We start from the raw sequence: 14,728 nt of genomic DNA, 5'->3' as shown, positions 1-14,728 counted from the left end.
ATAGCTCGCAACTACCGACGGATGCGACGCGCGACAGAGTGAACGCGCGAGCTCGCACACCGACGAGTTGCCGACGAGGCAGGTTGCGGCCTCCGAGGCACTCAAGTACGAAAACCTAACGACATCGCCAAACGTGATCCACCACCATCCCACTGCGCTGACCAGCATCAACGCTCCGAACGCCAACAATGCGCGGCCGACCATGGTCATCGGATCACGTCGCAACACCGAGCGTGCTGAGGATTTGGCGGCGCAGCTCGACCAGCACCGGATCATCGCGGTGTCGGGGATAGGGTTCGTCGAACAGAAATTCAGCTTTGATCCGCGCCGGTCTTTCGCCGAACACCAGAATACGGGAGGCGAGTAACAGCGCCTCCTCGACATCATGCGTGACCAGGATCGCGGTGAACCTTTTCTTTTGCCACAGCCGCACCAGCTCATCCTGCAACGTCAGCCGCGTTAGCGAGTCGAGCTTGCCGAGCGGTTCATCCAACAGCAGCAGCGACGGATCGTTGACCAACGCGCGTGCCAAGGACGCCCGTTGCGCCATGCCGCCGGATAGCTGATGCGGATAAGCCGTTTCGAAGCCATCAAGGCCGACGAGCGCCAGTGCTTCAGCGACCCGGGAGCGCTGCAGCTTGAGAACGCCTCTCGCTTCGAGCCCAGTCGCCACATTGCTCCACACAGTCGCCCATGGGAACAGGGTCGGATCCTGAAACACGAGATTGCGGGATGGGTCCGGCGCAGTCACGCGCTCGCCGTCAGCGAAGATCGTACCGCTCGACGGTGGTTCGAGGCCCGCGATCAGGCGCAGCAATGTCGACTTTCCGCAGCCCGAGGGGCCGAGCAACGCGACGAAGTCTCCCGGAGCGACGTCCAGATCGATCGTGTCGAGGACCGGCAAGCTCGTTCCAGACAGCTTGAAACGATGGCTGACACCTCGGATCTCAAGCGCCATTCCGTCGCTGTCGACGTCAGCTGGGATCGTTTCTGGAGAGGCGGAGTGAACCAGCACAAGATCGGCCATCAGATGAAACCCTCCTGCCAATTCAACAGGCGATCTCGCACGACGAATAGCAGACGAATAATCCCGGCGCAGAGCAGCGCCATGATCAACAGCGCAGCATAGACATTGGCATAGCCCGAATAGGCCGTTTGGAATTGGATGTACCAGCCGAGCCCGTATTTGGCGCCGAGCATCTCCGCAACGACCAACACCGCAAAGGAATAGTACAGCGCCATGAACAGACCCACGAAGACGTGGGGCATTGCCGCCGGGATCGCGACGCGGCGAATGAGATAGCGGCTGTCCGCGCCGAGAATGCGGCCGACATCGTAATAGGCGCGGTTCACAGATCCCACCCCCGATGCGGTGAGGATTGCCACCGGAATTCCGGACGCAAGCGCCACGATGAAGATGCTCGCGCCGAACGTAGTGGGGAAGAAGTAGAAGGTGCAGGGAATCCACGCAGTGGCCGGGACCGGTCCGATCAGCTTCAGCAGCGGCATGCCCCAATAGCTAAACCGCCGCGACCATCCGATGGCCACCCCGACGCCGTAACCGACCACGATGCCCGACAGGAATCCCAAGGCCCAAAGCCGAAGCGTATAACCGATGCAGATCAGCAGCCGCGAGCCGTCGGTGACGTAAACATTGAGAAGTCCGTGAGGCGGCGAAAAGAACGGCTTAGGCAGCCAACCGAACTTCGCTGTCGTCAGTTCCCAGACTGCCAGCCAAATGCCTACGACGATCACCCATGGGCCGTAGTGGACCAGCACCTCCCCTGCACGTCCGAGCCGATGCGCGATGACCGACAGGGTGAGGAATATCGCCGCGACACCGGCCGTGATCCACGCGAACAGCGATGCACTTCCCCAAGGGACGACGTCGGGTAGCCCGATTGTGACGAGTGCAGCGGCGAGCCAAGCTGCGGCGGCGAGCAGCCCGTCCCGCCAGAGGCCGTTGACCGCAGCGACGTGGCCGACGACCGCCTCGTCCCCGGCGGCCTGAATGGCATCGGTCATAGCTGCGCCCTCAAGCCAGCAGATTGACGGTCACACGTTCGGCAAAGGCTTTGGGATCCGTGCTGGAATCGAGGACTTTGACGAGCTTCAAATCCTCCGAACTCTTCTGGATCTGATCAACCAGCGGCTGTCCTATCGGGTGATTGTGCAGGACGAACGAACCGAGGATCTGGGTCAGTTCCGCATGCGTCAGCCCAGCGGGCTTCAATGCGTCCAGATACCATTGCGCAGCTTCGTCGGCATGATCCGCGACGTAGTCGTGCACTTCGATGTTGGCAATCGCCAACCGGCGGAGTGCGTCTTTGTTAGCCTTGAGGAAGGCGCCATTGGCGCCCAGCACGCAGCAGGTGTGCCCTTCGTACACGCCCGTCTGGGTGTCTGCGATCTTGGTGAGCCCGAACTTTTTCTCGATCGAGAACGCCCACGGGTCAAGATGAGCCGCAATGTCGGCGTCACCGCGGTTGACCGCCTCGCCCACCAGATCGAATGGAACGACCTTCCACGTGACGTCATTCTCCGGGTCGATGCCTGCCTTCGCGAGCGTAACCTGGAACGCGACCTTCGGCGGCGACACGACGTCGTAGCTGGCGATCGTCTTGCCCTTGACGCCGGCGATGTCCTTGATGCCCGACGCCGGCGAGGCCAGCAGACGCTGGCAGCCGCCATGCGAGCCGACGAACAGCTTGACGTCGAAACCCTGCTCCAGAGGCTTGAGCCAATCGCCGATCAGTCCCGCTCCGACATCGGCCTTGCCGGTGGCGAGAGCCTGGATCAGGGTCTGCCCGCTGGCGCCCTGATAGAACAGCTCGACGTCGACATTGTGCTTCGCATACAGCCCCTTGGCCACACCGAAACCGAGTGGCGAATGGCAGGCTGCGACCTCCGTCCAAGCCAGGCGGATCTTGGGTGCAGGTGCAGCGACCGCAGGCGAATAGATCTTTCCAGCCAACGCACCGGCCGAAACGACCAGCCCCGCGGCGCCGGTCGTCTTGAGCAAATGACGCCGGGACAGACCGCCAACCTTCTTCGATTGCGCCATCAAACGCCTCCGATGCTTCAAACAAAACTTAGAAAATTCCGCTCGATAAGATCGAGTTGGCCCCGTGACCAACCAAATGAATTAGTCCAGTTCGCGGCAGCGTAGGATCAGAGCGGGGAAACGCCATTCACTCGTTGCTATTCCCCGACCGCGAACGTATTCGCTCGTCAATGATGCCGGCGGCCACACCGGCTGTCGAGACGGCGACAAAAATAGCAACACAGGAACTACTGCACTAATAATCGATACAATGTTCATATCGCGTGGCGAGTTGTGATAGCAGTTTTGTGCTCGCCACCGTTTCATCAAATCCGCACCCGCATTCGAGTACCGCACCAAGATTGAGAGATGATTTGCCGAATAGACCGGCAGCGATTGATCCAATCTGATACGGTTGGTCTCACTACCGAGGCAGCAAGCGTTCGCCAGCAGTGATACTGCGCGCCATGAGGCGAAACGACATCCGCCGAGTCGATCGAGAGTGATCAACGCCCGTTGGATGAGCCGAGCCGCCGCTCCAGCCAGAGGCTGTAGCGCGAGCCGCCATAGCCCAGGGCGAAATAGACGAGCGCCACCACCAGGAACGACTCCTTGTAGTAGCCGAGCCACTCCGGATCGGCCGCCGCAGCCTTCGCCGCGCTCAGAATGTCCATGATCCCGATCACCGCGAGCAGCGACGTCGCGAGCAGAAAGCCGATACCGAGATTGACCAGGCCGGGCACGACGGCCCGCAGCGCCTGTGGCAGCACGATGAGGCGCATCGCCCGCCAGTAGCCCAACCCAAGTGCCAGCGCCGCTTCCTCCTGCCCCTTCGGCACGGCCTGCAGGCCGCCGCGCAGGACCTCGGCGACGTAGGCGGTCCAGAATAGCGCGACCATCACGATCGCACGCGGCAGCTTGTCCAGCGGAACGCTGCCCGGCAGTGCCATCGGCAGAATCAACGTGGCGAAGTACAGGATGGCGACCATTGGGATCGCCCGCATCAGTTCGATGTAACCGATGGCGAGCCAGCGCACGACCAGCATCCGGGACCGCCGCGCCAGCGACAGCAGCACGGCGATCGGCACCGACGTGGTGAAACAGATCATCCACACCAGCAACGTGATCGGAAGCCCACCCCATTGGTTGGAGGACACCACCCTTCCGCCCGGCAGGCCGCTCATCAGCGCCAGACAGACACCGATCACGACCGGCCACGCCACGACGAGGCGGGCGCTCCACAGACGCGGAATCGCGCTCACGAGCAGCAGCGCGATCAGCAGCCCACACACCACGACGGGGCGCCACAGCCCATCGGCGGGATAGAACGCGAACAGGAAGAACCGCAGCTTGGCGGCGACGAACGCCCAGCATGCGCCGCCCCGCGCCGCGCACTCGGCCGAGCTGCCTTGCCACGTCGCGTCGAGCAGCAGCCAACGCAGCAGTGGCACCCCGAGCCACACGATCAGCACCAAGACAGCGAATGTCACAAGCGCGCGACGCCAGCCGCCGAACAGCGCTGCAACCAGCTTCGGCCAGTCGAAGCTGCGTCGCTGCGATAGGGTCTCCTGGAGTTCGAACGCGTTCAAGCCGGCCGCCCTCCCCGCATCGCGACGCGCGCATTGTAGACGTTCATCACCGCCGAGACCGACAGGTTCAGGACCAGATACAGTGCCACCACGATCAGCAGCGCCTCGAGCGCCTGCCCGGTCGTGTTGGCGGTGGTGTTGGTGATGTTCATCAGGTCCGGATAGCCGATCGCCACCGCGAGGCTGGAATCCTTGATGACGTCGAGATAGCACGAGGTCGCCAGCGGCGTGATCACGCGGAGCGCCTGCGGCAACACCACCAGCCGAATGATCTGCAATTCGCTCAGCCCGAGCGCTCGCGCGGCATCCCATTGCTCGCGCCGCACCGACAAGATGCCGGCGCGGACGATCTCGGCGAAGATCGCAGCGAACTTCACCGTCAGCCCGACGAGCAACGCGGCGAATTCCGGCGTCAGGCTGGTACCACCCTGAATATTGAATCCCTGCACCGCCGGACTGTGCAGCGAAATCCGGAAGCCGCTGGCATAGATCACGACCGCGAGCACGAGCATTGCCACCAGACCGAGCGGTAGCGGCGCCAGCGGACCGCGCGCTCGGCCCCGCCACATCAACGCCAGCCAGCCGAGCAGGATCGCCGCGATCGCCGTGATCGCCATCCACGATCCCTCGGCAATGACGACGCTCGGCAGATAGACGCCGCGATTGGTCAGGAACACACAGTCGAACCACACCACGGCGCGTCGCGGCGGCGGCAGCGCGTGGGCCAGCCCAATCCAGAAGAACAGTTGCAGCAGCAGCGGCGTGTTGCGCACAACCTCGATCGACCAGCGGACGAGACCCGACAGCACCGGATGGCCTGCTAGCCGCATCAGCGCCAGCGCGACACCCAGCACGGTCGCGAGTATGCAGCTCACCACCGCGACCTTCGCAGTGTTAAGGACGCCGACGGCGATCGCACGCGCGTAGCTGTCGCCGGCCCGGAACGGGATCGCGCTCTCGCCGATTTCGAAATTGGCTGCGCGCTCCAGGAAGCCAAATCCGGGCGTCAGGCCGATCCTCGCCATGGTGGCGGCGATGTTCGATCCCAAAACGACGACGAGGACCACGACCGTGACCAACACGGCGAGTTGTATCGCCGGTCGCGGCCCGAGCCAATTTGACAGCCACGCTCGCGGGCGGCGCCGGAGGCGTTCGAGCGCAGACACGGCGACCGCCGCGCGTTACATCAGCGGAACGGCGGCGAGTACAACAAGCCGCCCTGGGTCCACAGCCGATTGTAGCCGCGCTCCCAGCCAAGCGGTTTGAGGTGCCGATCGAAGATCTCGCCGTAATTGCCGACCGTCTTGATGATCGTATAGGCCCATTTGGGATCGAGGCCGATCGACTCGGCGAGCGACGGATCGACGCCGAGGAACCGACGGATCGACGGATCGTCGGACTTGAGGAAGTCGTCGACATTCTTCGACGTGATCCCCCACTCCTCGGCCTGGATCGTGGCGTTGACCGTCCAGGTGACGACCTCGAGCCACCGATCGTCGCCGCCTGCAACCGCCGGCGCCAACGGCTCCTTCGACAACCGCTCCGGCAGAATCACGTAGTCGTCCGGCTTCTTCAGCTGGGTCTGCTTGGCCGCGAGGTCGGAAGCATCCTGGGTCAGTCCGTCGACGCGCCCCGAGTCGAGAGCCGCAATGAACTCGCTGGTGTCCTCGATCGTCACCGGCGTGAACTTGTGCCGGTGCTTGCGGAAATAGTCGGCGATGTTCAGCTCCCCGGTGGTGCCGCTTTGGATTCCGATCGTCGCGCCGTCGAGCTGCGACGCCGAGGTCACGCCGAGGTCCTTGCGAACCAGGATGCCTTGGCCGTCGTAGAAGATCGTCGGACCGAAATGAAAGCCGAGCTTGAACGCACGCGTGATGGTGACGGTGACGCCAGACAGCAGCACGTCGAACTCGCCCGATTGCAGCGCGGGGAGACGCTGCTGCGGCGACGAACTGGTAAACTGCACCTTGTCGGGATCTCCGAACACGGTGACAGCCAGCGCCCGGCCGAAGTCGACGAAGAAGCCTTGCCAGCGGCCGTTCGAATCCGGCGCGAAATAGCCAGGCGTCGTTCCGACGCCGACCTTGATCACCCCGCGGGACTTGATGCGGTCGAGCGTCGGCCCGGCCGATGCGGCGCTCGACACCAGAGCAAGGACGACCGCGAGCGCAGCGCCAACCGACGTTGTCCGTCGCAGATGCTGAAACATGACAGGATTCTCCTGCTATCGGGGTGCCGTTGCTAATCCCGCGTGAAGGTCACGGGGCGGCTGTATTCGTAAGGCGCGATGTCGGCGAACGCCGCCCGTCGCGCCTTGGCATGATCGTCGACCGTGCGCCAAGAGCCGCCGATCAGCGCCGCGGTGCGCTCTTCGCCCCGATATGGATTCCACTCCGCGATCGCCTTGGTGGTGGGACGTCCGCTGCGTGCAAAGCTCGCCCAGATCTCGCCGATCCGATCCCGCACATTCAAGCGGTCCTGGCTGTCGCCGATCAGCGGCGTGGCGGCATCGAGCGTCCCAAAAATGAACGGAACCTCGGCGGTGTGCGGCGAGCCCAGCACGCCGTCGCGCGCCGGAGATCGCCAGTCGAACCGATAGGCGTACACCGGCGCCTTGCCCTGTGCGGCCTTGCGGTCGGCGACCAGCAGCGTCGGCAGCACGTAGTTGTAGTCGCCGGCGACGGCGATCAGCAGTTCGCTCGGCGACGATTCCGGCAGGATGTCACGGTAGGCGCGGATCAGCTTGTCGGTCGCCGCATCGTCGAGGCCGATGAATTTCTTGATCCGGGCGCGAACCTGATCCGCCCCGAGCGAGAAGTTGCGTTGATCGCCCGCGAGGAAGAAGGTCGCTTCATCCGCCGTCGTGCCGATCAGCAGCGGGATGTCATCCGACACCGCGCTCGCGGCCGGATCGAACGGATGCTGCTTGAACACCAGATTGTCCAGCGTCGGCCGGAAATCAGCGACGCCGGTCTTCGCCGCCACCTGCGCGATCGCCGCAACCAGCTTGTCGGCGGGAATCTCCCGCAGCTTGCCGGCGTTCTTCGCCGTCAGGTCGAACTGTGCCAGCAGCGCGTGCGCTGAGCGCGCGGCCGATTCCGGTGTCGCCAGCCGCCAGGCACCCGACGCGCTCTGGATCACGGCGCGGTGGAACAGACCCTTGGCCGCTGGTGCGCCGAGCAGCACCGCGACTTTCGCGGCGCCGCCGGACTGACCGAAGACGGTGACGTTACCGGCATCGCCGCCGATCGCAGCCGCGTTGTCGCGCACCCATTTCAACGCCGCGATCTGATCCAGCACGGAAAGATTGCCCGACGCCGGCGACAGTTCTTCGGGAAATTCGCCGGTGTACAGCGAGCCGAACAGATTGAGCCGGTGGTTGATAGAGACCACGACTACGTTCTGCGCCTTGGCAAGGTGCGAGCCGTCGAAGCCCGGCGAGGTGCCGGCGCCGATCGCGAATGCGCCACCGTGCAGCCACACCAGAATCGGCCGCCTGCCGCCATCGTTGACGCCGGGCGTGTACACCGACAGCGTGAGATTGTCCTCGCTGGTCGGCACCTTCGACCAGTACCAGGCGAACTCGGCCGGGCTCGGTGCCGCGGGCTGCGGCGCCGATGGCCCGAACTGCGTCGCGTCGCGCTCGCCGGTCCACGCAGCAGGCGGCACCGGCGGACGAAAACGATTGTCGCCGGCGGTCGACGCGCCGTAGGGCACGCCCTTGAACGATGCCACTCCCTCGACGCTCTCTCCGCGCAGCCGCCCGAGCCGCGTCTCGATCACGACCGGCGACGCCTCGCGCGCCCGCGCCGGCGTGGTGAACACCAGCGGCAATGCGGTGGAAGACGCGCCGGTGAGCACGGCGGCTCCAACGGCGTGACCGAGGAAACGGCGTCGATTCAGCTTCGGGGCAGACGGGTCGAAGGATTGGGGCGGCATAGCAAGATTCCAGGACAGGGATTTCGACTGGCGCACGACATCCGAGAGCAGGCTGCTCACCGCTGCCGCGCGCTTCGCACACTTCACGACGTCGACGATGGCTGTCCGCCGCAGCCAGGGCAATAGTCGTAAACTTCGAATTTCGGCCGCGGCGAAGACTGTCGTTTTACCACGTCAAGCAGGACTGAAACAATCGACTTCCCTGCTTTGGCCGAGGCCGCACACGCGCCGTCCGCGTCATCACGTGCGCGGATGCGACGATTACTTCCGATTCAATGGTTCCGGCACGAACGATCCATCGCACCCGGATTCATTGGAAGCGATTTTCGGCAACGCTCTGCTAGCGTCGGGTTGTGTAACCATCCTCATCGGAAGGACTCTTGATGTCACAAAAGGCCCTAATCGCCGCGATCACCTCGGGACTATTCACAATGCTCGCCGTTGTCCTCTGGCCGATCGCATCGGCGAAGGCGGAAGTCGAGATCGTCACCGAGGACTTCAAGATCAAGTCATCGGCTCCTGGAATCGAACTGTTCGTCCGCAACAAACGTCCCGCGGGCACGGACGTCTACCGGAGCGATCGCACCGTCCTCTACGTGCATGGCGCCACGCTGGCTTCCGAGCTCGTGTTCGATCTGCCGGTCGGCGGGGCGTCGTGGGCCGACGATCTCGCGCGGGCCGGCTGGGACGTGTGGCTGGTCGATGTTCGCGGCTACGGCCGGTCAACATGGCCGGAGGCGCTGCGGGCGCCGGCCGAGAACAATCCGCCGGTGGCGACGACGGCGGAAGCCGTCGCGGATTTCACCTCCGCCGCCGATTTCATTCGTGCCAAGCGCAAGATCGACAGCTTGCAGGTGATCGGGTGGTCGTGGGGCGGCGTGATCAGCGGCGCCTATGCGGCGGCCAATCCCGACAAGGTGTCGTCGCTCGTGCTTGTTGCGCCGTTGTGGGCGTTCGACAAACCCGTTACCGCGGGCCCGCCCAAGAAGGCGTGGCAGGAATGGACGCTCGCCGACTCGCGCGCGCGGATCCAAAAGGGCGTCCCCGCAGAACAGGTGAAGCTGATCCTGCCCGACAGCACCGTTGCGCTGTGGGAGAAGGCCGTGCGCGACAGTCAGCCGGAGGCGACCGGACGCACGCCCGAACTGTTCAGGTCGCCGACCGGCGTTGCGGCGGATGTGTCGTGGCAGGCGCAGCAGCCCTATGATGCGGCGACCATCACGGCCCGGACCCTGATCATCCGCGGCGAGTGGGACGATCTCACACCGAGGTCGCTGCAGCTGGCGCTGTTCAGTCAATTGAAGAACGCGAAGATTCGCGAGCTGATCGAAGTCCCCGCCGCGAGCCACTTCATCATCGTGGAAAAGGCACGGGACCGCCTGTTCGACGAAGTCAGAAACTTCCTCTCCCGGCACTGACCAAGCACGGCCCACGAACAAGGCTCGGAACAAGCGCTCGCCGCCTTGGCAGGCTTCGCTCAAGCCAAACTGTATCGCACCGTCTTTTACACCGTGCCCCGCTCGGAGATGCGGCGTTCGATCGGGCGACGATTTTCAATCGTCGTCCGATGGAGCTTTGCCTACCTGGCAGGACAGGCATGACCGCAGCGGGCTCCAATCCCCGCTATGGTTGCTGAAGACACGCGACACGGGATGCAACGATGACCAATGCAGCGAAGCCATGGGGCCCGGCCACCTGGGCTCTCTATATGGGTGACCACCATCGCGAGGTCGGAGATCCGGTGACGCCCGGCCCTGCTCTGAGTGCGAGCTTTCTCACCGCCCCAAACGCGGTCGGCTTCTCCGCCAACGATCTCGGCGCCGCGGCGCCGCATTTCTACACAAGATGGAGCAATCCCACCGTCGAGCTGCTGGAGGCACGGCTGGCGGCGCTCGATGCCGGCGAAGCCGCGGTGACCTTCGCGTCCGGCATGGCCGCCGTGGCCGCGTTGTTTTGCGACCGTCTCCACGCGGGAGACCATCTGGTGCTGTCCGACGTCTGCTATGCCGGCGTCGCCGAACTCGCACATGATGAGCTCACGCGCAATGGCATCGCGGTGACGACCGTGGATTCGTCGAGGCCCGACGCGATCGCGGCTGCGCTTCGTCCCAACACCCGGCTGGTGCATATCGAAACGCCGGCCAATCCGATCCTGCGCCTCGCAGATATCGCCGCGATTGCTCCGCTCGTGCACGCGGCCGGCGCCGAATTGTCGGTGGACGCAACCATCGCGACTCCGCTCGGCCTTCGCCCACTCGAACTCGGTGCCGACTACGTCGTCCACTCGCTGACCAAATACATTTGCGGTCACGGCGACACGCTTGGCGGCGCGGTGATCGGACGAGCCGAAGCGATCGCGCGACTGCGGCGCGGCAGCCTGATCCACCTCGGCGGCTGCCTGGCGCCGTTCTCGGCATGGCTGATCCTGCGGGGTCTTGAGACGCTCGCGCCGCGGATGCGGCTGCACGAGGCCAACGCACGCGCGGTCGAAGCGCTTCTCGCCAACCACCCGAAGGTGAAAGCGGTCTACTGGCCCGGCTCGCCTCGCCATCCGCAGCACGAACTGGCGCAACGAACCATGCGTTGCTTCTCAGGCCTGCTCTCGTTCACCGTGAATGGCGACGGACCGGCATTGGCGGAGCAATTCGCCGAGCGGATGCGCGTCGTCTCCTATGCGGTCTCGCTCGGCAAGACCAAGAGCCTGCTGGTCTACATCCCCACTGAGGACATTCTGCGCTCGTCGTTCCGACTGACCGGCGATGCCACGGCGAGCTATCGCGCCTGGGCCGGCGACGGAGTCTTTCGTCTGTCAGTCGGCATCGAGGATTCCGCCGATATCATCGCTGATCTCGAAACCGCACTGGCATGAACCGTCTCCCACTGCGTGCCAACGGTCCGGCTGATCTCGAGACTCTCGACCTCGAGGTCAGCGTCGCCCGAGCAAGGGCGATAGGCTGGTAGCCCTTCGAATCTCCAACGCCGACCAGGACGACATCTGTCGTCTCCACCCGTTGCGGCCGAGGTCGGCTACCAGCCGCCATGCATCTCTGCGCCCGAACGGCGGCATCATTATCTACCCGACGACGTCGAGGACGAAGACCAGTTCCTTGCCGAGTGTCAGGCAAGTCAGAACTCGCCCCTCCTCCGATCGTCGCTACCGCATTGGAGCTGATCGACCGGCCCGGTCCGCCGACGCGGAACAGAGGCCGATCACGACAGCCTTTCCATGCTCAAAGCGCGCTTCATCCTACAATCTCATTCTTGTACCAGTCGAATTGAGAGAACTTCTTTTCGGTTGATTTGCCTAGATAACTAACTGACAACTCTCTTGTTTCGCGGAGGTATCTACGTCGCATCGAGACGGCGCGGCACGCGGAAGCAACAGCAATGAACCGAGAAGAGAGGAAACCCATGACGACCCTATCCCGGCGCCTGATGACCAGTCTGGTCCTGGCAACGATGCTGGCGCCGACCGCGGTCTTTGCCGCGGATAAACCGAAGGAGATCAGGATCGATTGGGCGACCTACAATCCCGTTTCGATCGTGCTCAAGCAGCAAGGCCTGCTCGAAAAGGAATTCGCCAAAGACGGCATCGGCATCGTCTGGGTGCAGTCGGCCGGCTCCAACAAAGCGCTCGAATTCCTCAACGCCGGCTCGATCGATTTCGGCTCCACCGCAGGTTCGGCCGCGTTGGTTGCGAAGATCAACGGCAATCCGATCAAGTCGATCTACGTCTATTCACGGCCCGAATGGACTGCGCTGGTGACCGCCAAGGATTCCAAGATCGCCTCGGTCGCCGACCTCAAGGGAAAACGCGTGGCGGTGACTCGCGGCACCGATCCCCATATTTTCCTGGTGCGTGCGTTGCTTGGTGCCGGCCTGAGCCAGAACGACATCACCCCCGTGCTGTTGCAACACGCCGATGGCAAGGCCGCGCTGATCCGCGGCGATGTCGATGCCTGGGCTGGCCTCGATCCGATGATGGCACAAGCCGAAGTCGAGGAAGGCGCCAAGTTGTTCTATCGCAAGCCCGAAGCCAACACCTGGGGCATCCTCAACGTGCGTGAAGCCTTCCTCAAGGAGCATCCGGATCTCGTTCGGCGCGTGCTGGCCGTTTACGAAGATGCGCGCAAGTACTCGCTCGCCCATTACGACGAGCTGAAGCAAGCGTTCATCGGCGTGACCAAGCTGCCCGACGCCGTGGTCGACAAGCAGCTCAAGAAACGCACCGAACTCACTCACAGCCGGATCGGCACGCCACAGCGCGACTCCATTCTCGCCGCCGGACTGGCACTGCAGCAGGCCGGCGTGATCCAGTCATCGGTCGACGTCAAAGCGGTGCTCGACACGCTGATCGACGATCAGGTGCCACTGCTGACCAACTAAGCACGTCACAGGGCGGCTGCGGACGGCAGATCGCGTGCGAAGCGAGTGGCGTGCGGGGCCGGAGATGTCGGCCCCGCAAAATGCGGCTCCTGACGTGGAGCCAAATTGGGAAGCGGTTTGGCTATGGCTTTGACGTTAGACAACGCCGCGCCGGTCACGACGGCGGCTCCATCGGCGCATCGCCACGCACCTCCTTGGCGCGGGCCGGCGCTTGGACTGCTGTTGCCGCTGACGGTGGCGGTCGGCTGGGAAGCGGCCGTATATCTCGGCTGGTCCAACGGCCGGCTGGTGCCGCCCCCGTCTCGCGTGTTTTCGACCATTGCCGAATTGGCACGAACCGGAGAACTCACTCGGCACGTTGTCGCGACGCTCGGCCGCGTCGCCGCCGGCTTCGGTCTCGGCGTCCTGTCGGGGTCGGTGCTCGGCGCGGTCGCGGGCTATTGGAGTGTCGCACGGCGGCTGCTCGATCCGACCGTTCAAGCGCTACGCGCGATCCCGTCGATCGCGTGGGTGCCGCTGTTCATTCTGTGGCTCGGGATCTTCGAGACTTCGAAGGTGGCGCTGATTGCGGTCGGCGTGTTCTTCCCGGTGTATCTCGGCGTGATGGGCGCGATCCGCTCGGTGGATCGCAAGATCGTCGAGGTCGGCCGCGCGTTCCGATTGTCCGGCCCGGCGATGATCCGGCGCATCCTCCTGCCGGCGGTGCTGCCAGCCTATGTGCTGGCACTCCGCGTTGGGCTGGGGCTCGGCTGGATGTTCGTGGTCGCGGCCGAGTTCATGGGCGCCTCGGAGGGGCTCGGCTTCCTGCTGATCGACGGGCAACAGCTCGGCAAGCCGGCGCAGATCGTCGCTGCGATCGTGATCTTCGCCTTGCTCGGCAAGACCACCGACTGGCTGATCGAGATCGCCACCCTGCCCCTGCTGCGCTGGCAGGATGCGTTCGACCGGCACGACGGAGAAACCTGATGCTGGTGCTCGACGGCGTCGACAAGACCTACCCCGCCGGCGTTCACGCCCTGCAATCGTTCTCCGCGAGGATCAATCTCGGCGAGATCGTCGCGGTGATCGGCGGCTCGGGCTGCGGCAAGTCGACTTTGCTGCGGGCGATCGCCGGTCTCGATCGGGCGAGCGCCGGCACCATCATGCTGGACGGTGAAATCATCACGGCGCCGCATCCTAAGATCGGCATCATTTTTCAGGAACCACGGCTGCTGCCGTGGCTGAGCGTCGCGGACAATATCGGCTTTGGTCTTGAACGGCTGCCGCGACCGGACCGTCACGCGCGCGTCGCCGCCGCGCTTGCCCGAGTGGGACTGGCCGACAAGGCGAAAGCGTGGCCGCGCGAACTGTCCGGCGGCCAGGCCCAGCGCGTGGCGATCGCACGGGCGCTGGTGCCGCAACCGGAGGTCATTCTGCTCGACGAGCCCTTCTCGGCACTCGACGCTTTCACCCGCACCGATCTGCAGGATCACCTGCTCGATCTGTGGGCAGATACGCGGCCGACGCTGATCCTGGTGACCCACGACGTCGAGGAGGCCGTGGCGCTCGCCGACCGTGTCCTGGTGATGCGGCCGAGGCCGGGACGATTATTTGAAGAAATCCGAACCGATCTGCCGCGTCCACGCGACCGCAGCTCGGCGGCTTTCGAAAACATCAAGCACGCCGTGCTGCATTCACTCGATCGGTCGCTGCAGCGCACCGGACGCCGGGACGACGATTTGCTCGTCGAAGGCGCCGGGATATAATTAATCACAACAGGGAGGAGCGATCA

General features: G+C 64.1%; 12 protein-coding genes. 5 read left to right on the top strand and 7 right to left on the bottom strand.

Annotation, left to right across the window (positions count from 1 at the left end; genetic code table 11):
• Positions 1-214 precede the first annotated feature (214 nt).
• From RPPS3_RS12030 to RPPS3_RS12000, 7 genes are all read right to left on the bottom strand, one after another.
• On the bottom strand, positions 215-1,027 hold the full coding sequence (locus tag RPPS3_RS12030) for an ABC transporter ATP-binding protein (protein ID WP_107344315.1): 813 nt from the start codon (positions 1,025-1,027) through the stop codon (positions 215-217).
• Positions 1,027-2,025 carry an ABC transporter permease gene (locus RPPS3_RS12025; protein WP_107344314.1) on the bottom strand — a complete coding sequence of 333 codons (999 nt, stop codon included), beginning with the start codon at positions 2,023-2,025 and terminating at the stop codon, positions 1,027-1,029. The genes RPPS3_RS12030 and RPPS3_RS12025 overlap by 1 nt, the downstream gene beginning before the upstream one ends.
• A gap of 10 nt (positions 2,026-2,035) precedes the next feature.
• Positions 2,036-3,064 carry an ABC transporter substrate-binding protein gene (locus RPPS3_RS12020; protein ID WP_107344313.1) on the bottom strand — a complete coding sequence of 343 codons (1,029 nt, stop codon included), beginning with the start codon at positions 3,062-3,064 and terminating at the stop codon, positions 2,036-2,038.
• A gap of 485 nt (positions 3,065-3,549) precedes the next feature.
• Positions 3,550-4,632, bottom strand: coding sequence for an amino acid ABC transporter permease (locus tag RPPS3_RS12015; RefSeq protein ID WP_107344312.1), 1,083 nt, complete (start codon positions 4,630-4,632; stop codon positions 3,550-3,552).
• Entirely contained in the window at positions 4,629-5,798 is a 1,170-nt protein-coding gene (locus RPPS3_RS12010; RefSeq protein ID WP_107344311.1) for an amino acid ABC transporter permease, read from the bottom strand. Before RPPS3_RS12010 ends, RPPS3_RS12015 begins: the two co-directional genes overlap by 4 nt.
• Before the next feature lie 20 nt (positions 5,799-5,818).
• Positions 5,819-6,841, bottom strand: a complete 1,023-nt coding sequence (locus RPPS3_RS12005) for an amino acid ABC transporter substrate-binding protein (protein WP_107344310.1) — start codon at positions 6,839-6,841, stop codon at positions 5,819-5,821.
• Between the two features lie 32 nt (positions 6,842-6,873).
• Complete coding sequence (locus tag RPPS3_RS12000; RefSeq protein WP_234820193.1) at positions 6,874-8,493, bottom strand: carboxylesterase/lipase family protein; 1,620 nt, start codon at positions 8,491-8,493, stop codon at positions 6,874-6,876.
• 509 nt (positions 8,494-9,002) lie between these two features.
• Here RPPS3_RS12000 and RPPS3_RS11995 point away from each other — a divergent pair.
• The 5 genes from RPPS3_RS11995 (at position 9,003) to RPPS3_RS11975 (ending at position 14,702) form a co-directional block, all read left to right on the top strand.
• Positions 9,003-9,989, top strand: coding sequence for an alpha/beta hydrolase (locus RPPS3_RS11995; protein ID WP_234820191.1), 987 nt, complete (start codon positions 9,003-9,005; stop codon positions 9,987-9,989).
• A 242-nt stretch (positions 9,990-10,231) separates the two neighbouring features.
• Positions 10,232-11,440, top strand: a complete 1,209-nt coding sequence (locus RPPS3_RS11990; protein ID WP_107344308.1) for a trans-sulfuration enzyme family protein — start codon at positions 10,232-10,234, stop codon at positions 11,438-11,440.
• Positions 11,441-11,982: 542 nt separating this feature from the next.
• Positions 11,983-12,957, top strand: coding sequence for an aliphatic sulfonate ABC transporter substrate-binding protein (locus tag RPPS3_RS11985; protein WP_107344307.1), 975 nt, complete (start codon positions 11,983-11,985; stop codon positions 12,955-12,957).
• Between the two features lie 123 nt (positions 12,958-13,080).
• Positions 13,081-13,923: an ABC transporter permease gene (locus RPPS3_RS11980; RefSeq protein ID WP_107344306.1), complete on the top strand. Its 843-nt coding sequence runs from the start codon at positions 13,081-13,083 to the stop codon at positions 13,921-13,923.
• Complete coding sequence (locus RPPS3_RS11975) at positions 13,923-14,702, top strand: ABC transporter ATP-binding protein (RefSeq protein WP_107344305.1); 780 nt, start codon at positions 13,923-13,925, stop codon at positions 14,700-14,702. The genes RPPS3_RS11980 and RPPS3_RS11975 overlap by 1 nt, the downstream gene beginning before the upstream one ends.
• The last annotated feature ends 26 nt before the right edge of the window (positions 14,703-14,728 follow it).

The organism is Rhodopseudomonas palustris (genome assembly GCF_003031265.1).
In the GTDB taxonomy this organism is placed as follows: domain Bacteria; phylum Pseudomonadota; class Alphaproteobacteria; order Rhizobiales; family Xanthobacteraceae; genus Rhodopseudomonas; species Rhodopseudomonas palustris_H.
The sequence above is the reverse complement of the archived record's forward strand: the minus strand, read 5'-3'. Positions and strand labels throughout refer to the sequence as shown.

Bases quoted from the DNA above. Each gene is read 5' to 3' on its own strand.
- RPPS3_RS12030 (WP_107344315.1), bottom strand. From the start codon at position 1,027: ATGGCCGATCTTGTGCTGGTTCACTCCGCCTCTCCAGAAACGATCCCA.
- RPPS3_RS12025 (WP_107344314.1), bottom strand. From the start codon at position 2,025: ATGACCGATGCCATTCAGGCCGCCGGGGACGAGGCGGTCGTCGGCCAC.
- RPPS3_RS12020 (WP_107344313.1), bottom strand. From the start codon at position 3,064: ATGGCGCAATCGAAGAAGGTTGGCGGTCTGTCCCGGCGTCATTTGCTC.
- RPPS3_RS12005 (WP_107344310.1), bottom strand. From the start codon at position 6,841: ATGTTTCAGCATCTGCGACGGACAACGTCGGTTGGCGCTGCGCTCGCG.
- RPPS3_RS11995 (WP_234820191.1), top strand. From the start codon at position 9,003: ATGCTCGCCGTTGTCCTCTGGCCGATCGCATCGGCGAAGGCGGAAGTC.
- RPPS3_RS11990 (WP_107344308.1), top strand. From the start codon at position 10,232: ATGACCAATGCAGCGAAGCCATGGGGCCCGGCCACCTGGGCTCTCTAT.
- RPPS3_RS11985 (WP_107344307.1), top strand. From the start codon at position 11,983: ATGACGACCCTATCCCGGCGCCTGATGACCAGTCTGGTCCTGGCAACG.
- RPPS3_RS11980 (WP_107344306.1), top strand. From the start codon at position 13,081: ATGGCTTTGACGTTAGACAACGCCGCGCCGGTCACGACGGCGGCTCCA.
- RPPS3_RS11975 (WP_107344305.1), top strand. From the start codon at position 13,923: ATGCTGGTGCTCGACGGCGTCGACAAGACCTACCCCGCCGGCGTTCAC.